Origin of the sequence: Halorubrum laminariae (genome assembly GCF_024494655.1) — an archaeon.
GTDB classification, from domain to species: Archaea; Halobacteriota; Halobacteria; order Halobacteriales; family Haloferacaceae; genus Halorubrum; species Halorubrum laminariae.
On the sequence record NZ_JANHDL010000002.1, the window covers coordinates 439,892 to 462,261 of the forward strand.

General features: G+C 68.8%; 31 protein-coding genes. 22 read left to right on the forward strand and 9 right to left on the reverse strand.

The features are described from left to right. Positions 1 to 57: 57 nt before the first annotated feature. Positions 58 to 990, reverse strand: coding sequence for a CehA/McbA family metallohydrolase (locus NO887_RS05255; RefSeq protein WP_256417409.1), 933 nt, complete (start codon positions 988 to 990; stop codon positions 58 to 60). Positions 991 to 1,098: 108 nt separating this feature from the next. Between NO887_RS05255 and NO887_RS05260 the strand changes: the two genes are divergently transcribed. The 7 genes from NO887_RS05260 (at position 1,099) to NO887_RS05290 (ending at position 5,820) form a co-directional block, all read left to right on the forward strand. After that, on the forward strand, positions 1,099 to 1,617 hold the full coding sequence (locus NO887_RS05260) for a nucleoside deaminase (protein ID WP_256417410.1): 519 nt from the start codon (positions 1,099 to 1,101) through the stop codon (positions 1,615 to 1,617). A 75-nt stretch (positions 1,618 to 1,692) separates the two neighbouring features. After that, complete coding sequence (locus tag NO887_RS05265) at positions 1,693 to 2,139, forward strand: DUF7969 family protein (protein ID WP_256417411.1); 447 nt, start codon at positions 1,693 to 1,695, stop codon at positions 2,137 to 2,139. Between the two features lie 99 nt (positions 2,140 to 2,238). After that, entirely contained in the window at positions 2,239 to 2,577 is a 339-nt protein-coding gene (locus NO887_RS05270) for a hypothetical protein (protein WP_256417412.1), read from the forward strand. 96 nt (positions 2,578 to 2,673) lie between these two features. After that, a complete protein-coding gene (gene mch, locus NO887_RS05275) occupies positions 2,674 to 3,612 on the forward strand; it encodes a methenyltetrahydromethanopterin cyclohydrolase (protein ID WP_256417413.1) in 939 nt (312 codons plus the stop codon). A 12-nt stretch (positions 3,613 to 3,624) separates the two neighbouring features. Further along, positions 3,625 to 4,158, forward strand: a complete 534-nt coding sequence (locus tag NO887_RS05280; RefSeq protein WP_256417414.1) for a double winged helix-containing putative transcriptional regulator — start codon at positions 3,625 to 3,627, stop codon at positions 4,156 to 4,158. An 83-nt stretch (positions 4,159 to 4,241) separates the two neighbouring features. Beyond that, the gene (locus NO887_RS05285) at positions 4,242 to 5,447 is read left to right on the forward strand and encodes a potassium channel family protein (protein WP_256417415.1); all 1,206 of its coding nucleotides are present in this window, start codon (positions 4,242 to 4,244) and stop codon (positions 5,445 to 5,447) included. Between the two features lie 25 nt (positions 5,448 to 5,472). Further along, the gene (locus tag NO887_RS05290) at positions 5,473 to 5,820 is read left to right on the forward strand and encodes a nuclear transport factor 2 family protein (protein WP_256417416.1); all 348 of its coding nucleotides are present in this window, start codon (positions 5,473 to 5,475) and stop codon (positions 5,818 to 5,820) included. Positions 5,821 to 6,064: 244 nt separating this feature from the next. On the opposite strand, the gene NO887_RS05295 is transcribed toward NO887_RS05290, so the two are convergent. The 3 genes from NO887_RS05295 to pyrB all read right to left on the reverse strand — a co-directional run bounded on the left by NO887_RS05295 (position 6,065) and on the right by pyrB (position 8,643). Further along, the gene (locus NO887_RS05295; protein WP_256417417.1) at positions 6,065 to 6,925 is read right to left on the reverse strand and encodes a hypothetical protein; all 861 of its coding nucleotides are present in this window, start codon (positions 6,923 to 6,925) and stop codon (positions 6,065 to 6,067) included. 321 nt (positions 6,926 to 7,246) lie between these two features. Continuing rightward, on the reverse strand, positions 7,247 to 7,705 hold the full coding sequence (pyrI, locus tag NO887_RS05300) for an aspartate carbamoyltransferase regulatory subunit (RefSeq protein WP_256417418.1): 459 nt from the start codon (positions 7,703 to 7,705) through the stop codon (positions 7,247 to 7,249). Beyond that, positions 7,702 to 8,643: an aspartate carbamoyltransferase gene (gene pyrB, locus NO887_RS05305; RefSeq protein ID WP_256417419.1), complete on the reverse strand. Its 942-nt coding sequence runs from the start codon at positions 8,641 to 8,643 to the stop codon at positions 7,702 to 7,704. Before pyrB ends, pyrI begins: the two co-directional genes overlap by 4 nt. A gap of 194 nt (positions 8,644 to 8,837) precedes the next feature. On the opposite strand from pyrB, the gene NO887_RS05310 reads away from it, so the two are divergent. After that, entirely contained in the window at positions 8,838 to 9,173 is a 336-nt protein-coding gene (locus tag NO887_RS05310) for an ASCH domain-containing protein (protein ID WP_256417420.1), read from the forward strand. Positions 9,174 to 9,413: 240 nt separating this feature from the next. Here NO887_RS05310 and engB read toward each other — a convergent pair whose 3' ends face one another. Beyond that, positions 9,414 to 10,034: a GTP-binding protein EngB gene (gene engB / locus NO887_RS05315; RefSeq protein ID WP_256417421.1), complete on the reverse strand. Its 621-nt coding sequence runs from the start codon at positions 10,032 to 10,034 to the stop codon at positions 9,414 to 9,416. Between the two features lie 138 nt (positions 10,035 to 10,172). Between engB and NO887_RS05320 the strand changes: the two genes are divergently transcribed. The 4 genes from NO887_RS05320 (at position 10,173) to speB (ending at position 11,941) form a co-directional block, all read left to right on the forward strand. Further along, complete coding sequence (locus NO887_RS05320; RefSeq protein ID WP_256417422.1) at positions 10,173 to 10,337, forward strand: hypothetical protein; 165 nt, start codon at positions 10,173 to 10,175, stop codon at positions 10,335 to 10,337. Next, entirely contained in the window at positions 10,337 to 10,621 is a 285-nt protein-coding gene (locus NO887_RS05325) for a hypothetical protein (protein WP_256417423.1), read from the forward strand. Before NO887_RS05320 ends, NO887_RS05325 begins: the two co-directional genes overlap by 1 nt. A gap of 63 nt (positions 10,622 to 10,684) precedes the next feature. Continuing rightward, complete coding sequence (locus NO887_RS05330) at positions 10,685 to 11,062, forward strand: translation initiation factor IF-5A (protein WP_256417424.1); 378 nt, start codon at positions 10,685 to 10,687, stop codon at positions 11,060 to 11,062. Positions 11,063 to 11,068: 6 nt separating this feature from the next. Beyond that, the gene (speB, locus tag NO887_RS05335) at positions 11,069 to 11,941 is read left to right on the forward strand and encodes an agmatinase (RefSeq protein WP_256417425.1); all 873 of its coding nucleotides are present in this window, start codon (positions 11,069 to 11,071) and stop codon (positions 11,939 to 11,941) included. A gap of 25 nt (positions 11,942 to 11,966) precedes the next feature. On the opposite strand, the gene NO887_RS05340 is transcribed toward speB, so the two are convergent. Together NO887_RS05340 and NO887_RS05345 are read right to left on the reverse strand one after the other, a co-directional pair. Further along, entirely contained in the window at positions 11,967 to 12,218 is a 252-nt protein-coding gene (locus NO887_RS05340; RefSeq protein ID WP_256417426.1) for a SelT/SelW/SelH family protein, read from the reverse strand. Between the two features lie 151 nt (positions 12,219 to 12,369). After that, on the reverse strand, positions 12,370 to 13,026 hold the full coding sequence (locus NO887_RS05345; protein ID WP_256417427.1) for an HVO_0476 family zinc finger protein: 657 nt from the start codon (positions 13,024 to 13,026) through the stop codon (positions 12,370 to 12,372). Positions 13,027 to 13,248: 222 nt separating this feature from the next. Between NO887_RS05345 and prs the strand changes: the two genes are divergently transcribed. Then, entirely contained in the window at positions 13,249 to 14,109 is an 861-nt protein-coding gene (prs, locus tag NO887_RS05350; protein ID WP_256417428.1) for a ribose-phosphate diphosphokinase, read from the forward strand. Here prs and NO887_RS05355 read toward each other — a convergent pair. After that, entirely contained in the window at positions 14,106 to 14,705 is a 600-nt protein-coding gene (locus NO887_RS05355; protein WP_256417429.1) for a sugar O-acetyltransferase, read from the reverse strand. The two genes, prs and NO887_RS05355, sit on opposite strands and share 4 nt — an antisense overlap. 107 nt (positions 14,706 to 14,812) lie before the next feature. On the opposite strand from NO887_RS05355, the gene NO887_RS05360 reads away from it, so the two are divergent. After that, a complete protein-coding gene (locus NO887_RS05360) occupies positions 14,813 to 15,238 on the forward strand; it encodes a universal stress protein (RefSeq protein WP_256417430.1) in 426 nt (141 codons plus the stop codon). Positions 15,239 to 15,303: 65 nt separating this feature from the next. Further along, positions 15,304 to 16,071, forward strand: coding sequence for an MBL fold metallo-hydrolase (locus NO887_RS05365; RefSeq protein ID WP_256417431.1), 768 nt, complete (start codon positions 15,304 to 15,306; stop codon positions 16,069 to 16,071). Positions 16,072 to 16,086: 15 nt separating this feature from the next. Here the strand turns inward: NO887_RS05365 and NO887_RS05370 are convergent, their stop codons facing one another. Continuing rightward, on the reverse strand, positions 16,087 to 17,013 hold the full coding sequence (locus NO887_RS05370) for a thiamine-phosphate synthase family protein (RefSeq protein WP_256417432.1): 927 nt from the start codon (positions 17,011 to 17,013) through the stop codon (positions 16,087 to 16,089). 138 nt (positions 17,014 to 17,151) lie between these two features. On the opposite strand from NO887_RS05370, the gene tenA reads away from it, so the two are divergent. From tenA to NO887_RS05405, 7 genes are all read left to right on the forward strand, one after another. After that, positions 17,152 to 17,811 (forward strand): thiaminase II, encoded by a 660-nt coding sequence (tenA, locus tag NO887_RS05375; RefSeq protein WP_256417433.1) that lies wholly within the window; start codon positions 17,152 to 17,154, stop codon positions 17,809 to 17,811. Then, the gene (locus NO887_RS05380; protein ID WP_256417434.1) at positions 17,808 to 18,470 is read left to right on the forward strand and encodes a TenA family protein; all 663 of its coding nucleotides are present in this window, start codon (positions 17,808 to 17,810) and stop codon (positions 18,468 to 18,470) included. Before tenA ends, NO887_RS05380 begins: the two co-directional genes overlap by 4 nt. Beyond that, positions 18,470 to 20,074: a sodium:solute symporter family transporter gene (locus NO887_RS05385; RefSeq protein ID WP_256417435.1), complete on the forward strand. Its 1,605-nt coding sequence runs from the start codon at positions 18,470 to 18,472 to the stop codon at positions 20,072 to 20,074. The genes NO887_RS05380 and NO887_RS05385 overlap by 1 nt, the downstream gene beginning before the upstream one ends. Next, positions 20,071 to 20,196 (forward strand): hypothetical protein, encoded by a 126-nt coding sequence (locus tag NO887_RS05390; protein WP_256417436.1) that lies wholly within the window; start codon positions 20,071 to 20,073, stop codon positions 20,194 to 20,196. Before NO887_RS05385 ends, NO887_RS05390 begins: the two co-directional genes overlap by 4 nt. 102 nt (positions 20,197 to 20,298) lie before the next feature. Next, a complete protein-coding gene (moaA, locus tag NO887_RS05395; protein WP_256417437.1) occupies positions 20,299 to 21,303 on the forward strand; it encodes a GTP 3',8-cyclase MoaA in 1,005 nt (334 codons plus the stop codon). Between the two features lie 127 nt (positions 21,304 to 21,430). Beyond that, positions 21,431 to 21,964: a DUF5815 family protein gene (locus NO887_RS05400; RefSeq protein ID WP_256417438.1), complete on the forward strand. Its 534-nt coding sequence runs from the start codon at positions 21,431 to 21,433 to the stop codon at positions 21,962 to 21,964. Positions 21,965 to 22,087: 123 nt separating this feature from the next. Further along, positions 22,088 to 22,303: a hypothetical protein gene (locus NO887_RS05405; protein WP_256417439.1), complete on the forward strand. Its 216-nt coding sequence runs from the start codon at positions 22,088 to 22,090 to the stop codon at positions 22,301 to 22,303. Positions 22,304 to 22,370: the final 67 nt, after the last annotated feature.

A 22,370-nucleotide genomic window follows, 5' to 3' on the forward strand; every position in this document is an offset into this window, starting at 1 on the left:
TGGGATCGTCCCGTTCCGGAGGCGGTCACCCGCGCGTGGCGTCGGTCTCGCCGTCCGTCAGGTCACCCACGAGAGCACCCGCGCGGCGCGATGGGCACCCTGCGCGACAGCGACACGGACCGTCGAGACGAGGTCCGTGACTCCCCGCGTCGCGGCGGCCGCGCTCCGGGTCGCACCGGTCGTGGCGTAGTAGCCGGTCTTGCGCCCGGCGGCACCGACGTAGTGTTTCGCGGCCATCCGGATCGGCGCGCGTCGGCCGTCGACGCTCGTCGTCCCGCCGCGGATCGCGTCGAGCACGTCGTCGGCCGTGACCGCGGTGATCGAGTCGCAGTCGGGGATCTCGACGTCGGTGTACGCCCGCCCGACGTACTCCAAGTGGTGGGCGTCGCTCGCGGCCACGCCGGGGTAGCCGTGGTCGGCGGCGAACCGCCGCGCGCGACGGTTGCGGTACCCCGTGAACAGCCACGCGTTGAACACCTCGACAGCGTCGACCTCGGCGACGGTGTCGCGTCCGTCGACGCCAACAGTTCCGTCGACGCCAACAGTTCCGTCGCTTCCGACTACGACATCGTCGCCGGCGCGGACCCCGGATGCGTCTTCGACGGTCCCCGGGACCGGAATGTTACGCTGTCGCACACCGTGGCGCGAGCGCTGGAACGGGTGCGGCACGATCGCGACGCCGCCGCACTCGTGGATCCACGCGATCGTCTCGGCGTACGACCTCCCGCGCGGCGGCATCCGCTCGACCCCGATCGCGAGGAGGTGGCCATGCGCCGTCGACACCTCCACGCCCGGGATTCCGATCAGCCCGTACTGGTCGGCGATCTCGGCGGCGCGCTTCGACTCGCCGATCACGTCGTGGTCGGTGATCACGACCGCGTCCAGTCCGATCTCGGCGGCGTGCTCTAAGATCAGCTCGATGGGCTCGTGGCCGTCGTAGCTGTCCTCGGAGTGGACGTGCAGGTCGATCGAGACGGAAACGCCAGACACACCATCACGTACGCGCCCCGAGGTATAAAAAAGCGCGAGAGGACCGGTCGGAACCGCACTGCCGGATCCCGGGCGAACTGTTAGGTGGTCCCGGGCGAACGCGGACGTATGACCGACTCGACGGAACCGAACGCGACGAGTTTAGACACAGAGGATCGCACAGATCACACGGACGCAGACCGCGCACACGTCGAGCGCACGATCGGCCTCGCAGAGGAGGCGGTCGCGGCCGGCGACACGCCGTTCGGCGCGCTGCTCGTCGTCGACGGCGAGGTCGTCGCCGAAGAGCGCAACCGGACGCGAAGCGACGACGACGTGACCGCGCACCCGGAGCTGGTCCTCGCGCGCTGGGCCGCCCGCGAGCTGTCTCCCGCCGAACGCGAGCGCTGCACGATGTACGCGAGCACCGAACCGTGTCCGATGTGCTCGACCGCGGTCCACTACGCCGGGCTCGACCGCGTTGTCTTCGGCGTCGCGGGCGCGACCCTGAACGAGGTCGCCGGCGACGTGATCGAGATCCCCTGTGCGGAGGTGATCCGACGCGCCGGCGGGACGACGACGGTCGACGGGCCGATCGACGAAGACGCCGCGATGGCCGTCCACGAGGCGTTCTACGGGGAGGCGTAGCGCGGTCCGGTCGCTCATCTCGCCGGTACCGACGACCGGTCGCTTATACTGTCTGTCCTCGTATTCACGACGAGCATGAGCTACCCGGTCACCTACTATTGTCCGCGCTGCGGGACCCTCGTTGAACTCGACCGCGACGGCTACCTCGCGGACAAGTCGGTGACGCCGTACCCGCTTGAGGGATGGGCGTACGTCGCGCCGACGGAGCCGTTCGAGGACGGTTCCGACGCCGACGGCGTCGAGTTCATTTGCGGCGAGAGCGACGGCGTCGTCTGGGATCCGCGCGACGGCGTCCGAGGGACCGACGCCGGCGGCGACGAGCCGGACCGACTGCCGCGCGAGGACGCGGTCGGCTGCGGCGAGCCTTTTTACCTATCCTTCGTCCGACACGAGAACGGCCGCGAGGTCGACCCGCGCGCCGAGACGGAACTGGTGGAGATCGATCCGGATCCCCGACAGAGCGGGCCACGCGGTCCCGGCGGCCCCGGCCGAACGGGCGACTCCGACGGCGGCTTCTGGTGAATAGACGCGTGGACGACCGCTCCGTCGAAACCGTCCGCCGGACTCGGTTCGCCGGAAGCCGCCCGTAGTGTTATCCCGATGAGCCTCGATGGTAGGCGTATGCCGGACACCAAATCAAGCCGAGAGAAGCAGGCGCGAAAGGCGGAACGGCGACGAGCACAACAGGACATCGCGGAGGCCCGCGAGCGCGTCGACGAGACGGAGCCACCGGACGACACGCCAGCCGAGTGCTATCGCCGGGGCTGTTCCGAGCCAGCCGCGTTCTCCGTCACCGAGCGGTATCTGGAGGACACGGGCAAGGGTGCCGTCGAGTCGACCGCGCTCCTCTGTGTGGACCACACGGTCGCGGAGGGACCCGCCAATCTGGACCGCGCCTACGACGAGTACCTGTTCCGCATCCGACCGATCCCGGGCGTCGACGTCGAAGACGTCGCCTGATCGAACGCCCGTCGCCTGATCGAACACGATCGAGATTGGCGACGCCCGCGGCGACGACAGACAAGCCCCTTAATGCGCGAGCGAGAAGGGGACGGCATGGAAAGCATCAACCGGACCGCGATCGAGCTCGTCGACGAGGCGCTCGACTTCGCCGGCGAGCTCGACGTCGTCGGCTACGAACTGGACAACGGCGCGACCGTCGTCGACTTCGGGATCGACGCTGCCGGCGGCGTCGAGGCGGGACTGCTGCTCGCCGAGATCCAGACCGCCGGCCTCGCGAACCTCCGCACCCGCATGGGCGAGGTCGCCGGCGCGCCGCGCCAGTACGTCGAACTCTCGACGGATCACCCCGCGATCGCCCTGCTCTGCTCGCAGAAGGCCGGGTGGGAACTCGCCACCGAGGACGGCTTCGAGGGGCTCGGCTCCGGCCCCGCCCGAGCGCTCGTCGGCCGCGAGGCGGAGTTCGAGCGCGTGGGATACTACGACTCGTCGGAGTTCGCGACGCTCGCGGTCGAGTCGACCGCGCTTCCGACCGAGACGGTCGCAGAGCACGTCGCCGACCTCGCAGAGGTCGACGCCGAGGGCGTCTTCCTTCCTGCGTACGCCACCGGCTCGACCGCAGGGTCAGTCGCGACCGCGGCGCGCGCGGCCGAACTTGCCGTCTTCCGACTGCTCGAAGTGGGGTACGAGCCGACCGACGTGCTCCACGCGTCCGGATCCGCACCGATGGCCCCGGCGACCCGCGACGAGGACCTCGCGATGGGACGGACGAACGACGCGTTAGCCTACGGCGGCGAGGTGCACCTGCAGGTCGCCCGCGACGACGACCGCTTCGAGCAGATAGTCTCGACCGCCCGAGACGAGTACGGCACGCCCTTCGTCGAGGTGTTCGAGGAGGCCGACTGGGACTTCTACGAGGTCGACGAGCGCGTCTTCGCGCCCGCGACGGTCACGGTCGACGTGGTCGACGGACCGGTGTACACGGTCGGCGAGACGGACGAGGAGCTGTTAGCGGAGTCGTTCGGATACCGCTGAGGCGGCCGGCCGATGCGCCTCAAACCCGTCCCCGAACCGCCCGACTCCCTCGACGCTCTCCGCGAGTACCAGCGCGCGGTGCCGCTCGTACCCGGCAGCACCGACGACTGCTGCGCGCGGCTCCGGGACCGCCGCGATCTCCCCGACCGTCAGACGGCGAACGACTGGCTGGCGTTCCTGCGCGCGCTCGGGCTGGTCCGAGAGACGCCGCGGGGATTCGTTCGGACCGACACCGAGCCGACCGCGGAGCGCGTCCGTGAGGGACTTCGTGAGGGCGTCCTCCTCGTTCCGGAGGCGCTCGACCTGCTCCGGCGAGCCGCTCCCGACGACCCCGTTACACCGGGAGCGCTGTTCGCCGCGACGCGCGGGTCGGTGCCGCGTCACGACCGCGCCCGCGACCCGGAGTGGGAGGCGACGTGGCGCGAGCGCGCCGACCGGCTCCTGCGGTGGCTCGCGCTCGTCGATCTGGCCGAGCCGGTCGAGGCCGGCGGACCGCCCGACGAATCGGACGACGCCCCCGCCTACCTCGCCGGCGACGCAGCCTGACCCGGCGGTTCGGGCCGATCGGTTCGAATCGGTCGGTTGCGGTCCGTGGCAAGCCTTTTACTCGGAGCCGGAGAGGATGTCGCATGGGACGATTCGACGAGCGGGAGTCGCCGCTCTCGGTCCGGTACGAGCCGGCGAGCGTGAAGGACCTGCTCGTGGAGATGAAAGACACCGCCGAGCTGCTGATCGATCTGTCGTACTCCGCGGTCCTCCACGGGAGCCCGACGGTCGCCCACGAGGTCGTCGAACTCGAACACCGGATGGACGTGCTCCAGATGCGCGCGCGGATGAGCCTCATGCTCGCCGCCCGGAGCCCGGACGAGGCCGAGACGCTCGCACCCGTGCTCGGCGTGGTGGGCGCGGCCGACAAGATCTCAGACGCCGCGGGCGACATCGCGAAGATCGTCACGGAGGAGATCGGGCTCCCGGACGCGATGCGCGGCGCGCTCACGGAGGGCGTCGAGACGCTGATCCGAGGAACCGTCTCGGCCGACTCCGACTACGCGGGGCGGACGCTGAAAGACATAGACTTGGAGTCCGAGACGGGCGTGCGGGTCATCGCGATCCGCCGCGAGGACGACTGGATCCTCAACCCCGGCCCGAAGACGCGCCTCGAGGCCGGCGACGTGACGCTCCTCCGGGGGCCGGAGACGGGCGTCGCCGAGGCGTATCCCGAACTGGCGCAGGAGCCGTTCGAGCCTGCCGAGCCCGTCGAGCCCGCGATCGACGACTTAGAGCGGGCCGTCGACTCGATCGTGTTGATGAAGAACCTCTCCGAGCTCGCCGTGGATCTCGCGTACGGCTCCGTGCTGTTCGACAACGCGGCGCTCGCCGAGGAGGTGAACAACCTCGAGATCGAAGTCGACGCCCTCCAGTCGCGGTTCGAGGCGTGGACGCTCCGCGCCGCCCGCGAGGCCGACGACCCCGTCTCGCTCCGCGGGCTGATCCACCTCGGCGTCGCGACCGAGGAGATATCGGACGCCGCGCTGGAGATCACGGAGGGCGTCGCTCGCGACATCGGCGTCCATCCCGTCGTCGAGATGGCGGTGCAAGAGTCCGACGAGATCATCACCCGCACGGTCGTCGACGCCGGCAGCGCCCTCGAAGGGACGCGGATCGAGGCGGGGATACCGGCGACCGACATCTCCACGAGCGTCATCGCGCTCCGCCGCCCCGAGGAGGGATGGCTGGTGGGTCACGACATCGACACGACACTTCGCGCCGGCGACGTGGTGCTCTCGAAGGGAACACGAACCTCGGCGGCGGAGTTCGAGGCGCTCGCGTCGTGACGGTCCGACCCGTGGGGGTCGACCGATGACGGCGACCGCCGAGCGCGCTCGGCTCGCCCGCGCGTACTACGACGCGCTCGACGCCGGCGACTACGACCGGCTCACGGAACTGCTCGCGCCGGAGTTCGTCCAGCGGCGTCCGGACCGGACCTTCGAGGGCCGCGACCGCTTCGTCGCGTTCATGCGCGACGAGCGGCCGATGACGAACACGACCCACGCTGTCGAGCGGGTGTACGCCGCGGGTTCGGGTGTCGCCGTCCGCGGGCGGCTGCTCGACGCCGACGGCGACGTGCTGTTCGCCTTCGTCGACGTATTCGAGGTCGCGGACGGGCAGCTCGCCTCGCTGGAGACTTACGCGGCAACAGACGAGTAGCGGGCTCACTTCTCGGTTCGACCGCCTTTTCGACGAGCCGGCGGCTCAAGGGTGTAGAGTGACCGCCGCTACGGCGCGGACGTTGAAAGGCGACCGCCTCACGCGAACGCGAGACGACCGGTGTGTCGCACGCCGGCGGCCGGTCACGTGGGAGTCCGCCGCGGCGGCGTATAAACCCTCGTTCACGCGGACGGGTCGGACAGCCAACAGGGCCGCCGGGTAAGAATCGTCGAAACCGACGCCCTCAGTCGGGGCGGTGAACCTCGCCGTCGCGCGAGTCGGCGTCCTTGCGACGGAGCGCGGCCGCGGCGTTGTTGGCGTCGTAGCCGAAGTACACGTCCTTCGCGTACGTCTCCGCGACCTCCGCCGCGCGGATCAGATCGTCCACGTCGACCTCGACGGCGTACAGCTCCAGCGAGAACGGCGTCTCCGGGGGCGCGCCGTGCACGTCGTAGTCGCCGCCGAGCCGCGACCGGAAGCCGCGAGCGATCGTTTCGAGCCAGTAGGTCGTCGCGTACTCGGTGTCGTACAGCGGAACGACGAACTCGTCGACGTGCTCGGAGAGTTCGTCGACGTCGAGCCCCGACCGCGCCCGGAGGTGCCCCGGATACGGGTCCGGATACAGCGTGAGAAGCAGTCGGCCGGGGACCAACTCGGCCGCGTCGGCGACGAACTCGGTTATCACGTCGGCGCGCCAGTCCGCCCAACGCTCGCGGTCGCTTTCGGCGAACAGCCGCTCACAGCGGTCGCAGCGACAGAACCCCTCGCGGGGGAATCCCACGTCGTCGAGGCGCACATCGTCGCTTTCTGCGGCGCAGTCCTCGATGATTTCGAGGAGGCCCTCGCGGTACTCCGCGTGCGTCGGGCAGATGTACGCCCAGTCGAAGTAGTCGCGGTCGCGGGTCGCCGGCTCGCCGCGCTCGTCGACGGGGACGAGGTCCGGGTTCTCGCTCGCCGCGGCGTTGTCGCCGAAACACGACACCATGTTCACGGCGTTTGGAAGCGGCGCGGCAGCTCGCCCCGTCACATCTTTTACCTCGTAGAAGCCGAGGTCGAACGGCTCCATCTCGACTTCGTCGGCGTTCCGCGTGACGACCCCGTACATGCGCGTCGCTACGCGGTTGCGGGGTAAAAACGGCGGGCATCCGCCCGCCGGAGGGAGTTGCATGCCGATGCGGCCGGACCGCTTGGAGTCGCACCGGCTCGACCGGACGGGGACGGATCGAGCCGGGATTCGTTACGGGCCCGTGAGTCAGACCTCGACCGGCTCTTTGTCGCCGGCGAGGAGGAAGTACGCGAGCGCGACCAGCGACAGCACGAGGACGAGCTTGAGTTTCTTGCTCATACCTGTACGATCGCACGGGGGTCGCTAAAATCTACCGGCGGCGGTCGGATCGGCCGATTCGGTGATGGCGATGCGAGCCGGTCAGACGTCGATGTGTTCGGCGATGTCCGTCCGCAGGATCGTCGAACAGTAGTCGCACCGGACGCCGTCGGCGACGACATCGAACCGGGTCTCGACGGGCTCGCCGGCGTTGGTGATGCAGTTGCGGTTCGGACACGAGAGCACGCCGCTCACGCTGTCGGGTCGGGTGACGCGATTCTTCTCGGCCACCTCGAACTCGCGGATGATGTTGATCGTCGCCTCGGGCGCGATGAGCGAGAGCACGTCGACCTCCGACTGCGAGAGTTCGCGATCCTCGACTTTCACAACGTCCTTGCGGCCGAGCCGGTCCGAGGGGACGTTCATCACGACCGAAACGCCGAGCCCCTCCGAGCCGTCGATGCCGAGGATCGCGAGCACGTTGAGCGCCTGTCCGCCCTCCACGTGGTCGATGACGGTGCCGTTTCGGATCTTCGAGACGCGCAGTTCGTGGTCGCTCATCGGTCCGCCTCCTGGCCCTCGTCGGCCTCGGCGTTCTCGATCAGCGTGTCCAGAAGCGCCATCCGGACGGGGATCCCGTTGTGCGCCTGCTCGAAGTACCGGGCGTGGTCCGTTTCGTCGAGGTCGGGGGCGATCTCGTCGACCCGCGGGAGCGGGTGCATCACGGAGAGATCGTCGGCGGCAACTTCGAGGGTCTCGGCGTCGATGCGGTACTCGCCGGCGACCCGGTGGTACTCGTTCTCGTCGGGGAACCGCTCCTTCTGGATCCGGGTGACGTACAGCACGTCCAACTCCTCAAGCACGCCGTCGAGGTCGGTGTGCTCGCGGATCTGCGCGCCCGTCTCGTGGAGGTCGAAGCGAACCGAGCGGGGGAGCCGCAGCGACTCGGGACTGATGAAGTGCTGGTTCGCGTCGAACTCGGTGAGCGCGGCCGCGAGCGAGTGGACCGTGCGTCCGTACTTTAGATCGCCCATGATCCCCACGGTGAGGTCGTCGAGCCCGTGATTCTCGCGGATCGTGTGGAGGTCGAGTAAGGTCTGAGAGGGGTGTTGACCCGCCCCGTCGCCCGCGTTGACGACCGGGACCTCGACGTGTTCGGACGCCAACGTGGCCGCGCCCTCGCTCGGGTGCCGGAGCACCATGGCGTCCGCGTAGCCCTCGATGACGCGGACGGTGTCCGACAGCGACTCGCCCTTAGAGACCGAAGAGGAGTCGACGTCGCCCATGTCGATCGTGTTCATCCCGAGGCGCTTGGCCGCGCTGTCGAAGCTCATCCGGGTGCGCGTGCTCGGCTCGAAAAAACAGAGCGCGAGCACGCGTCCGGCGTGCCGGTCCGCGTAGGCGGCGGGGTCGTCGGCGACCGCTCGGGCCCGGTCGAGCACCGCCTCGATGTCATCCCGCGAGAGCTGTTTCGCGGTGATGAGGTGGTCCTGACGCATCGTCGAAGAAGGGAACTGGCACGCTCTTGAATCTCCCGGCTCGGGCCGCGGCGAGGGTGTCCACATCGGTGGGGATCGGTCGCCGCCGCGCTTCGAGATTCGAAGTCGATACCGTCCGACCGATCGGCCGACGCGACGACGCGCCGACCGACCGCGGCCGGAGACATAAGCCCATTCGGCTCCAACGACTCCCCATGTCCGAGAACGACCAAACCGATTCTGCCGACCCGGGCGACCTGCTCCCGAACGACCACGTGAAACAGGCCGCCGTCAACGGCGAGGTGACGCAACTCCACCGCGGGAATCAGTACGGCGAGGTGGGCGACACCTTCGAGGTCGACGGCGTCACCTTCGAGTTGACCGAGGTGACGGAGCGCACGCTCGGCGACATGACGGACGCGGACGCGAAACGGGAGGGGTCGCCGTCGCTCGACGCCTACAAGGAGCGGATGGTCCGCGCCCACGGCGGGAGCTTCGAGTGGAACGACGACGCAGACGTGGTGCGCCACCGGTTCGAGCGCGTGGTGTGAGGTGGCGCGGCCGGCGATCGGCCGCGTATACGCGTCTGTGAGCCGATCGCGAGGGAGTCGGGCGCGACGCGGGCGACGGGAGGAGCCCGCGCGACGCGCCCGATGAGGCTGGGGAGGCGTGAGGTGTGTTCGCTGTGCGGTGCGGGACACCAAAGGTGAGATTCGAGGGAGTACCGCGTCAGCAGCGATCGACACATCGCCGCCGGTGCGCCACGGGTCACAGACGTCCCTCCGACAACGCTACGAGACGAACTTCAGCAGGTCGTCTCGGTTGTGCTCGTGGAATCTGGTCCGGAGACACTCCTCCAAGGACTCGATGTCGCCGCGTTTCGCGCAGATCGGGGCGATGCGGTCCGACCACTGCTGCCACGGCGGGAACAGCCCGAGTCGGTCGCAGATGTCGTCGAGCCGCTCGTCGAGGTCGTCGATCTTGTCGGTCTTGTTCACGGCGACGATGGGGGCGACGCCGACGTCTTCGAGGAAACCGTACATCTCCACGTCGTGCGGGACGTTCCCGCGCTCGCGGTGTCTGTCGATGATGTCGACGGCCGCTTTCCCGTCCATCACGACCACGCCCGCGAGAATCGAGTCCGCGTTCGCTTCGAGGTACTGCACGATGTCCGTCTTGATCTGCTCGCGGCGGTCCTCCTCGACGCCGGACATGAACCCGAATCCGGGCAGGTCCGTGAACATGAACCCCTCGCTGGCCCAGTCGAAGTGGTTCGGCTGCCGGGTCACGCCCGGCTTGCCGCCGGTCGAGAAGTCGTGGCCGGTCAGTTCGCGCATCAGCGTGGACTTGCCGACGTTCGAGCGCCCCACGAGGACGACCTCGGCGTCGCGGTCCGGCCGGTCTTCGAACATGTACGTCCGTGCGCGACAGAGGCGGTTAAAATGCGCGTCGCGCGGTCGGCGGCGAGGGACCGCTTCGGTCACCCGTCAACCGACGTGACCGACCCGAGAGACCGTAGCACATATCCTCGCGCCGCTCCGAGCCTTCGTATGCGCATCGACTTCGACCGATCCGTGACGGGACCGGGCGGCCTCGACGACGCCGAGGCGTCCCCTCGGACTGTCGTCCGGGAGGCGGGCGTCGCGCTCGCTCCCCGGGTCGACCGCGTCGACGACCGGCGGGAAGAGACCGCACCGAACGGAGGTGCGGCCTGATGGGACTGTTGAGCGAACTCAAATCCGACGTGGTCGGATTCGTTCGGAATCCGACGGACGAACAGAAGCTGCTGTTCGTCGCTGTCGTCGCGATGGCGGTCGCCGATCGGTACTACTACTGGATCGATTTTCCGATCGTCGTGCGGACGACCGCCGCGGTGGGCGTCGGATTCATCGCCCTGTTCGTCGCCAGCTACCTGTATACGGGGTCGTTCGTGCCGCCGGACGGGAACGTCGACGACGAAGACGGAGACGACGCGTACGTCGACGAACTCGACCCCTGACGGCGAGAACGGTCGCGGCGGCGTTCCAAACCGTTTATACCCGCGCCGGGGGAAGGTGCGCGCATGCCGCGAGAGCAGAAGCAGGTTCGCGAACTACAGGAGGGCAGCTACGTCATGATGGACGACGCGCCCTGCAAGATCAACCACTACAGCACCGCCAAGCCCGGAAAACACGGGAGCGCCAAGGCCCGCGTTGAGGGGAAAGGCGTCTTCGACGAGAGGAAGCGCTCGCTCTCTCAGCCCGTCGACGCCAAGGTCTGGGTCCCGATCATCCAACGGAAGCAGGGACAGGTCGTCTCCGTTTCGGGCGACGACGCCCAAGTTATGGATCTGGACACCTACGAGACGTTTACCATGCGCATCCCCGAAGGTGAGGACTTCTCCTCAGACGACACCATCGAGTACCTAGAGTACGAGGGCCAGCGAAAGGTCGTCGGGTAGTCGGCGATGTTCCCGGGAGCGACGACAGACCGCGAGGCTGCTTCGTACGTGGTCGTTGGCGCTCCCCTCGATGCTACGACCACGTTTCAGCCGGGTACCCGATTCGGACCGGATCGGGTCCGGCGATTTGCCGAGACATTCGACGACTACGACCGCAAAACCGGGAGCTACTTCTCCGACCTCGGCGTCTGTGACGCCGGCGACGTGCGCCCGTGGGACGACACGGACGCGTACCTCGACCACCTCGCCGCCGAACTCAGGAGTGTCGTCTACGACGACGCCGTCCCCCTCCTCGTCGGCGGCGAACACACCGTCACGCACGCGGGCGTGGCCGCGACCGATCCCGATGTGCTCGTCGTCTGCGACGCCCACCTCGACCTGCGAGACGCCTACGACGGGAATCCCCTGAACCACGCGTGCGTCACGCGACGGGCCATCGACGACCTCGGCGTCGACCGCGCCGTGATCATCGGTGCACGCACCGGTTCCGAGGCCGAGTGGGATCGCGCCGCCGAGGCCGACGTGACCGTCGTCGCACCCGAGGACGCCCGGGCGTGGGTCGACGGCCTCGGCGGTGACGGCGGAGGTGACGACGAAGTCATCGAAGGCGACGAGTTCGTCGGAGACGATGAGTCCGTGTACTGTTCGATCGACATCGACGGGCTCGACCCCGGATTCGCGCCGGGAACGGGCACGATGGAACCGTTCGGACTCTCTCCGCGGACAGTCCGAGACCTCGTTCGGGCGGTCGCGCCACACGCCGTCGGCTGCGACGTCGTCGAGGTGAACGACCGCGACGACGGGCAGGCGGCGGCGCTGGCCGGAAAACTCCTCAGAGCGTTCGTCTTCGCGCACGCGGCCGGCGAGACGGACGACTAGGGCGAACGTGGCGGACTGTCGACTCTTACGAAACTTCGGAGAGCCGCTGTCGGGCCGCCATGACGGCCTCCATCGCGTCGATCCACTCGCGGGGGTCCGTACACCAGATGCGATCGCCTTCGATACTGACACAGAACACGGAGTCGCTTGAGGGCGTGAGCGTTACCGCGTCCACGTCCGGGCGATCGCCGAGGTACGAGTCGATCAGGCGGCGGGCCGTCTCGGCCTCCGGCTGGAGGTGACTGCCGGCGGCGTACTCGATGGCGATGTCTGCCATGCTCGTTCGAACGTTCTGCATGATTAATAACTACGCTTTGCTGGCAGCGATTGCGGCGTTCTGTGTCGCCGCGCCGCACACCTTCACGCGCTTAACGAGACTCACACGCGCTTATCGGGATGCATACGCCCTGTCTGTCGCGATCAGATCGTTACCACGCCGACCACGCCGTCAGACTCTCGTCGCGGGCGTACACCCGCTTGAGGTCCTTGGCGTACGCGAAGTCGCCGGCGTGATCGAGCTTCTCGTGTCGGTACTCGGGGGCGTCCTCGCGGATCTGGATCCCCTCGACGGTGAACTCCTCGTCGCCGAACTCGACCGTCTCGTCGACGGTGAACTCGTAGTCGCCGGGGACGTTCACGCGCAGCGAGCGCGTCTGATCCGCAGTGCCGTCCTTCGGGTGGAGTGTCACCGCAACGGCGACGTTGTCGACCGCGCGCGTCCAGAGCGTCTCGACGTCCTCGATGTCGGCCTCCTCGACGCGTTGTTCCGGGCCGACCTCGATCCCGGTGACGCGCACCTGCATCAGCGCGTCGGGGGTGTCGACGACGAACTCCTCGCCGGTCGCGACGTAGGTGTCCGCGGGCACGTCCATCTGCGTCGAAAACGACTCGCCGTCCTGTGAGACGACGATCGTCAGCTCGACGGTCTCCTCCTCGGGGATCTCGGTCTTGTACGTGTGATCGCAGTCGGTACAGCGGACGGTCGACTGTCCGCCGGGGCGCAGCACCTCGTGGACGGTCTCCTCGTCCGGCGAGCACGCCGGACAGGGGAGACCGACTCGGTCGCCGCTCTCGATATCGCTCATTAGGGCGTCGTACCCGTCCGACGCGTAAATATCCGCCCTTGTCGTCCTCGTGCGTAGGCGGATGGCGTGTGCGGCTCGCTGACGCGGACGGATCGATCGCTGACGCGGACCGAGCGCCGCTCACGTCGCGACGTGCCGCGGCCGCGCCGGTCGCACCGACCGCGACGACCGCGTCGACGGTGTACAGAAACTGGTTTACCGGTGACCGGGATACGGACGACCATGATCGTACCCGGATCCAGCTCACAGCTCCTCGCGGCCGCGCTCGCCGAGGAGACGGGACGGCCGCTCGCCACGCCGACGTACGACCGATTCCCCGACGGCGAAGGGCTCGCCGCGGTCCCCGACTTCGACGGCGAGTCGGCGACGGTCGTCGCCACGACGGATTCTGATGCAACATGGGTCGAACTGCTCCAGCTACAGGACGCCGTGCGCGAGGCGGGTGCGACGGACGTGACCACCGTGATTCCGTACATGGGATACGCACGACAGGACCGATCGTTCGGCGACGGCGAACCCGTCTCGGCGCGCGCGATGGCGCGAGCGGTGTCGACCGCGACCGACCGCGTCGTCCTCGTCAACCCACACGAGCGGGCAGTCACGGAGTTCTACGACGTTCCCGTGACCGTTGCCGACGCCGCGGCCGTCCTCGCGGATCCGCTTCCCGCAGACCTCGCGGACCCGCTGTTTCTCGCGCCCGACGCGGGCGCGATCGACATCGCCGAGACGGTCCACGACGCCTACGGCGCGGGCGACACCGACTACTTCGAGAAGCACCGCGACCGCGACACCGGCGACGTGGAGGTCTCACCGTCTGACGCGTCCGTCGGCGATCGGGACGTTGTCGTCGTCGACGACATCGTCGCCACCGGGTCGACGATGAGCGAGGCCGTCGGGGTGTTGACCGACCGCGACGCCGCCCGGGTGTTCGCCGCCTGCGTCCACCCCATGCTCGCCGCGAACGCCGTGACGAAGCTCCGGGGCGCGGGCGTCGACCGGATCGTCGGCAGCGACACGATCGAGCGGGGCTGTAGCGTCGTCAGCGTCGCCCCGGCGCTCGCGGACGCGCTCAAATCGGCTTAACCGTCGCCGGCCGGTTCGCCGTCCGGATCGCTGTCTTCGACCGGAATCTCACGGATCACCCGAGCGGGGTTGCCGCCCGCGACGACGCTCTCCGGCACGTCGCTCGTCACGACAGAGCCGGCCGCGACGACCGTGCCGTCGCCGATCGTCACGCCGGGCGTCACGGCGGCGCGGCCGCCGATCCACACGTCGTCGCCGACGGTCACGGGCTCCCCACGCTCGCGGCCCGTCGCGCGCTCTTCGGGATCGATCGGATGCGTCGGCGTGTACACGTGGACGCCGGGACCGAGCAGACAGCGGTCGCCGAAGCGGACCGGGACTACGTCGAGGAAGACGCAGCCGAAGTTCGCGAAGAAGTCCGCGCCGACCGAGATGTTATAGCCGTAGTCACAGCGGAGCGGCGGCTCGACGATCGCCTCGTCGCCACCCGCGTCGAACAGCGTGTCGAGGAGCGCCCGTCGGCGGTCGCGCTCCGCTTCGGTCGTCGCGTTGTACCGGCGGACGAGGTCGCGCGCCCTCGCGCGGTCGGCGACGAGGTCCGGGTCCGTCGGATCGTAGGTCTCGCCGGCGAGCATGCGCTCGGTCTCGGTGGGCATGGTCGGTGTGGTCGCCGCACCCCGATAGTGGTTTTCCCGCGGGCGAGGTTCCCGCAGGACGGGCCCGTTGGCGTACCGTTATTTGTCCCGGGGGCGAACCGGGAGATATGTACGACGACATCCTGGTGCCGACCGACGGAAGCGAGGCGGTCGACCGAGCGCTCGATCACGCGGTGCGGCTGGCGGGTGACCACGACGCGACGATTCACGCGCTGTACGTCGTCGACCGCCGGATCGTGACCGCGAACTCCGGCGACCTCCACGACGAGATCCTCTCGGACCTCGAAGCGCAGGGCGAGGCCGCGGTCAAGCACGTCGCGGAGCGCGCACGCGAGGCCGGACTCGACGTGAAGACTCACATCGTCGAGGGAACGCCCGACACGGAGATCGTCGCCTACGCCGACGAGGGCGACATCGACGTGATCGTCTTGAGCCCCGAAGGAAAATCACCGCGCGAGCGGATCCAGTCGCTCGGGAGCGTCTCGGACCGCGTCGCCGACGACGCGACCGTCCCGGTGTTCCTGATCAAGTAGCGAGCATCCGACCGGTCGATCGCCCACCGTGGGGAACTTAGGCCTCTGCGTTCACAGCCACGATCATGGAACTCACCGTGCTCGGCTCCGGCAGCGCGATGCCGGTTCCGAACCGCGCGCAGGCGGGCTACCTCCTCACGGACGACGATCGGACGCTGCTCGTCGACTGCGGCGAGGGCGTCCTCCACCGGCTCGCGGACACCGACCCCGGCTACGAGGGCGTCTCGACCGTCCTGTTGACCCACCACCACCTCGACCACGTCGCCGCGCTGTTCCCCCTCCTGAAAGCCCGCTGGCTCGCCGGGGCGGACCACCTGAAGGTCGTCGGACCGACCGGAACGAAGGCACTCGTCGACGGCCTGCTCGACGTTCACGAATATCTCGACGGTCGGATCGACCTCGCGGTGCGTGAGGTGTCGCCGGCGCGGTCGTTCGTGACGGCCGGCTTCGATGTCGCGGCCCGCGAGACCCGTCACTCGATGGAGGGACTCGCCTATCGGTTCTCGCCGCCAAGCACCGACACTCCGGCGGAAGCGGGCCCACTCGTGATATCGGGCGACACGGAGGCGTTCGCGGGGATGGCGTCGTTCGCGGACGGCAGCGCGGTGACCGTCCACGACTGCTCGTTCCCCGACGGGACCGACGTCTCGAACCACCCGAACCCGACCGAGCTGGGCGAGGCGTTCGCCGACGCCGACATCGACCGCCTGTTGCTCTCGCATCTGTACCCGCACACGGGAGGTCGAGAGCGGGAGATGGCGCGGAGCGTCAGGGAGGCGGGGTTCGCCGGCGAGGTCGAGGTCGCTCGGGACGGGCTCGTCGTCGAGCTGTGACGGTCGACGGCAGCCCTAGCGGTCGGACGCCGCGGCCGGGAGCAGGTCTCCGAGCCGGCGCACCGCGTCGACGGCGGTCTCGCCTAGCACGTAGGTGATCGGCTCGATGCCGAACGCGCCCTCGTGGTACACGACCGGCCGGACGCCGTCCTCCCGGAACCGTTCGCGGAGCCGGCTGTCGCGGTCCTCATAGCCGGCGTCGACCCGGAGGGGATCGAACCCACGATCTCGGGCGGCGTCGAGCAACGCCTCGTCGGTCCGGACGTTGATCGCGGCCCGCACGGTCGAGTCGACGGCGGCCGCCGCGAGAACGGTGCCGGCCACGTGACGGGACGCGCCGAACTCCGGGTTCGCCGGCACCTCGACGCGGCCGTCCATCTCGTAGATCCGGCCGGGGATCGCGGCGACGTCGGCGTGGTCGGTCGCGTCCGGGAGGGCGGTGCCGACGTTCGTCCCGACGTTGGGGACGACGCGGGCGGTTCCCTCGGTGCGGGCGAACAGCCGCGCGGCCTTCCGCACGTCGGCGAGCACCTCCCGTTCGGCCCGGAGTCGGTCGTCGTCGCCGCGAACGCACAGATCGCACCCGAGCCCCGCCAAGGCGGGCATCTCCGCCTCGTGGATCGCGCAGATCGGCCCGCGGTCTTCGAGCTCGTCGACGAGCGCCGACAGCTCCGCGAGCGCCTCGTACTCGTCGAGAGTGCCCGATTCGAATCCGTCCGCGACGGTCTCGACGGTCCTCGCAGTGTGCGGGTCGTCGGCGATCCGATCCTCGATATCGGCGTCGCCGCTCACGTAACGGCTCACCGCCGCCTGCGTGACGCCGAGTCGGTCCGCGATCTCCTGTTGCGTGAACCCCCGCTCGTCGAGCGCCCGCGCCAGCAACACGCGGACGGTGGGGAGGAACCGCTCGACGACGATCTCGCTCGGCAACTGCAGCGACATGTCGAACGGAACGCGAGCCGCCTCCTAAAAGGGTCCGCCAAGACGCGAGTACGTCGAGAGCCGGGACGGCGAATCCGAAGGCCCCGCACCGCGAAGATATACACTAGTTATATTAGTTGCTAATACTACGGAGTATCCATGGCGTTCAGCGACGACCTGCTCGACGCAGGCGCAGAGATATGGGCCGCACAGCTCGACCACCCGTTCGTCACGGAACTCGCCGCGGGTGACCTCGATCCGGTCGCGTTCCGGCGGTGGCTCGAACAGGACTACCGATATCTGTTCGATTACGCGCGAACCTACGCCGTGGCGGGCGCAAAGGCGCGCGAGGAGACGGCGATGGCGACCCTTCTCGGCGGGGCCGACGCCGTGCTCTCCGAGGAACTCGATCTCCACCGAGAGTTCGCGGCTGAGTACGGCGTGAGCGAGGGGGATCTGGCCGAGACGACGAAGACGCCGACCTGCGAGGCGTACACGAGCTTCCTCGTCCGCACGGCCCACGAGCGTCCCGTGCCGGTCGCCGTGGCCGCGCTGTTCCCGTGTATGCAGGGGTACCTCGACGTCGCAGACCACATGGCGGAGCTCGCGGCGGGCGACCACCGATACACCCCGTTCATCGAGACGTACACGAGCGACGCGTTCCGGACGGAGACGGCGGCCCTCCGTGACCTGGTCGACGACCGCGCGGCCGCAAGACCCGGCTATCGCGACGAGATGCGGGAGGCGTTCCTGACGAGCGCCCGCCTCGAACTGGCCTTCTGGGAGATGGCGTACGCCGGCGAGGGGTGGGTGGCGTGAGCGACCGATTCACGGCGACGCTCCGCGACGGAGTCGCAGACGAGTGGACCGCCGCGACCGACCACCGGTTCACGCGCGAGCTGGGCGACGGGAGCCTCGACGGCGACGCGTTCGCGCGGTACGTCGTGCAGGACTACGCGGTCGTCGAAGACCTGACCGCGGCGTTCGCGGTCGCGCTCGCGGACGCGCCGTCGACGGACGCGCGCCGCCGCTACGTCGAGTTCCTCGACACGCTCACCGACGCGGAGAACGACTTCTTCGAGCGCGCGTTCGACGCGCACGGCGTTCCGGAGGGGGATCGGACCGACCCCGACCTCGCGGCACCGACCGCGGCGTTCCGGGACCTGCTCGGCCGCGCCCGCCACGAGGGCGGGTACGCCGAGACGCTGGCCGTGCTCGTGCCCGCGGAGTGGGTCTACCTCGCGTGGGCGACCCGGGAGACGACCGACCGCCCGGCCGATCCGCTGTTCGACGAGTGGATCGAGCTGCACGCCGCCCCGCCGTTCGCGGCGTTCGTCGACTTCCTGCGTTCGGAACTCGACCGCGTCGGACCGACACTCGCTCCGTCGCGGCGCGAGCGCGTCGCCGACCTGTTCGGTCGAACCGTCTCGCTCGAAGTCGCGTTCTTCGACGCGGCGTACGGAGCGGAGGGGGTCTGATGGTCTCCACCGAACTCGCGCTGGCGGTCACCGTCGCCGCGCTGGGAGCGTTCACCGTCGCGGGCGTGCTCCACGCTCGCGGGCGCGTTCGGACCCTCGACGACTACGTCACGGCGCGGGCGACGACCGGGCCAGCAGCCACGACAGCCACTCTCGTCGCCAGCGTGATGGGGGCGTGGATCCTGTTGGCCCCCGCCGAGGCCGGGGCCGCATTCGGCGGGCTTCCCGCGGTCCTCGGCTACGCGCTCGGGAGCGCGGTCCCGTTCCTGCTGTTCGTTCCCGTCGGCCTGCGCGTCCGGGAACTGCTCCCCGAGGGGCACTCGCTGACGGAGTTCGCGCTCGCGCGGTACGGCCGGCTGATGTACGCGCTCGTGGTGACCGTCTCGATTTTCTACATGTCCGTGTTCCTCGCGGCCGAGTTGACCGGTGTGGCGGCGGCGCTCGCGCTTGTCGCCGAGGTCCCACAGCCGTACACCGCCGCGCTGATCGGCGGGTTCGTCCTGCTGTACACGGTCTACGGCGGCCTCGTCGCGAGCGTGTTCACCGACACGCTCCAAGCGATCGTGATCTTGCCGCTACTGGTAGTGAGCTTCGCCGGAGCGGTCCTCGCGCTCGGCGGGACGGGCTCGCTCCACGACGCCGCTGTCTCGGCCGACCCGGCGTTGCTCGATCCGACCTTCGGACCGGGCGTCGCCTTCGGCGTGTACGTCGCGTTCGCGGTGCTCGGCGCGAACATGCTGAATCAGGGCGTTTGGCAGCGCGTGTACGCCGCGCGCGACGATGGGTCGGTTCGTCGTGGCTTCGGCGTGGCCGCGGTGGCCGTGATCCCGCTGGTGTTGCTCGCAGGACTGTTCGGCGTCGCGTCGGCGGCGCTCGGGCTCACCGCCGACGGCGGCGCGTCCGTCGCCTTCTTCCTCCTCGTGATCGAGGCGTTCCCGGAGTGGATCGCGCTGTCCGTCGTCGTCCTCGCGGTGCTGCTCGTCGCCAGCTCCGCCGACACGATGTGCAACGCCATCGCGAGCCTCGTCACGGTCGACCTCGCGCGGCTGGTCGACACCGACAGCCGAACGCTCGGCCGCGCCGGTCGCCTGCTCACCGCGCTCGTGGCGATCGGCGCGGCCGTCGTCGGTGCGCAGGGATACAGCGTGCTCGCGCTGTTCCTCACCGCGGACCTCGTCGCCGCGGCCGTCTTCGTCCCGTTCCTCGCCGGGCTGTGGTCGACGACTCTCTCCGACCGCGGGGCGCTCGCCGCCAGCGTCGCCGGGTTGGTCGTCGGCACCGCGTACTTCCCGCACTTCGCGCCGGCGCTCGCAGCGCTGCCGGTTCCGACGCCCGCTCCATCGTTCCTCGTCGCGTTCGCGGGCGCGACGCTCGTCTCGGCGGCCGCGACGGCCCTCGCTCACGCCGTGGGCGACGACCGGGCGGATCTCAGCGGGCTCGGCGCGGAGGTTCATCGTCTCGACCAACCCATGACAGACGGCGGTTCGGAGGATGATCCGGCCGACAGCGGTTCGACGCCCGAGCAGATCGACAGCGGTGCGACGCCCGCACAGATCGATGCCGGCGCGGAGCCCGAGCCGACCGACGGGGGTGAGGAGGCGTGACGCCCGTCGTACCGGCGGCGATCGGGGCGACCGCGTTCGCCGCGCTCGTGTGGGGATCGCTGGCGCTCGTCGCGCTCGTGTTCGGCTACGTGGCGGTGGCGTACGCGCGGGAGGCGCTGTAGCCGACCGGCTGACTCGATCACCGAGATGAAATAACCGAATTCGGTTTCTCATCCCGGTGATCGAACCGGATATTTAAGCTATCCCAGTGGCTCCGTGTGAACATGGACCGGCCGCTCGCGGACGACTTCGGACGGGAGGTGACGGGCGTTCGGATCTCGCTCACCGACCGGTGCAACTTCGACTGCGTCTACTGTCACAACGAGGGGCTCGGCGACACGCGCGGACCGATGGAACCGAGCGAGTCGGAGATGAGCGCCGACGAGGTGGTGCGATTTCTGGAGGTCGTCGAGGAGTACGGCGTCGACTCCGTGAAGTTCACCGGCGGCGAGCCGATGCTTCGCCAAGATCTGGAGGAGATAATCGAGCGCACGCCGGACTCGATGGAAGTTTCGATGACGACGAACGGGACGTTCCTCCCCGGACGCGCCGCGGACCTGAAGGCGGCGGGGCTCGACCGCGTGAACGTCTCACAGGACGCGCTCGACCCCGACGACTTCGCCGAGGTGACGAAGTCGGGCGCGTACGAGCAGGTGCTTGAGGGCGTGGAAGCCGCGGTCGACGCCGGGCTCGACCCGGTGAAACTCAACATGGTCGTGTTCGAACACACCGCCGGCTACGTCGAGGAGATGGTCGAGCACGTCGCCGACAACGAGGGGCTCCAGCTCCAGCTCATCGAGTACATGCCGGAGCTGACGGGCAAGCCCGAGTGGAACATCGACATCGGGCGCGTTCACGACTGGCTCGCCGAGAAAGCCGACCGCATCGAGCACCGCGAGATGCACGACCGCAAGCGGTACTTCGTCGGCGAGGACGCGTCCAACGAGGGCGGCGGCATGATCGAGATCGTCGACCCCGTCGAGAACGAGGAGTTCTGTGCGAACTGCGGGCGCGTCCGCGTCACGCACGAGGGGTACCTGAAAGGGTGTCTCAACCGCAACGACGACCTCCGGTCGATGGGCGAGATGACCCGCGCGGAGATCGCGGAGACGTTCGAGGCCGTGGTGGCGAACCGCGTCCCCTACTACGGCGAGTACCTGATCGAGAACGACGACGGCGAGTACGAACTCAACGAGAAGTATCTCGGGACGCCGTCCGCGGCGGACTAACGCGGCGGTCCGCCGCGATCGACTCGACAATCGCGTCTCTGGTTCGATCGCGTCTCCGGTGCGAGTGCTGCCGTCCCAAGCCGTCCCGTTCCGCGCCTTTTAATCCCGTGAGCGGCGAACGACATCCATGTCCCAGCCGCGCGTCCCCGGTGACGACGAGAACACGCTGGAACTGCCGTGCGGGGAGACGATCGGCGTCGGCGAGTTGGATCTGGGAATGCGCGAGTTCGCGTGCGACTGCGGCGAGACGCACGCGGTCGTGATGGACGTGCATCCCCCAGAGCGGTTCCTCCCCGACTTCCTCGTCGAGGTGTTGCGGGAGGCGATCGAGACGACGAGCGAGGAGATGCCGGAGTTCGACACGCCGCACCTGCTCGGCGTCGTGTTAGAGGAGTTCCCCGACCGAGTCGTCGCCCACGACGCCAGCGAGAACGCTGACGTGGGGTACGCGATGGTGTGGGTGACCGACTTCGATTCGCGTCGGCTCCACGAGGTCGTCGTCGAACTCATCGTCGAACTGATGGAACACGCCGTGAGTCACGCCGACGACGACGAGGCGCTGTCGTCGTTCGAATCGGAGATGATCGAGTTCGACGTGAGCGAGTTCGTCGACCAGTACCGCACCGAGCGCGACCTCGAGGCCGAGGATCCGTACGCCTGATCAGCCAGCGCGGCCAAATTGGGCTGAAACAGGTGAAAACCGCTGTCTCAGCCCCCGTGTCTGACAGTTGTCCGACCCGTGTCTCACTGAACCCTATATGTTCAGGGACCGTACGTAAGACGCATGAGCACCGGTGAATTCGACCGGTACGACCGTATTCGCGACGTGCTCGCCGCCGCCGACGAGCCGCTGACAGCGCGGGAGATCCTCGGACTGATCGACGAGCGCGACGACCTCGACAGTCCCCACCGCGTCGCGACCGTGCTTGGTCGGCGAGCCGAGCGCGGCGAGATCGAGGTCATTGCGGAGCGACCGTACCGGTACGCCCTCGACGCGTGACCCAGTCCCCGTGCCACTAATCTGTGCCACCACGACGCACACGGTACGGCACACCATACCTTGCGAA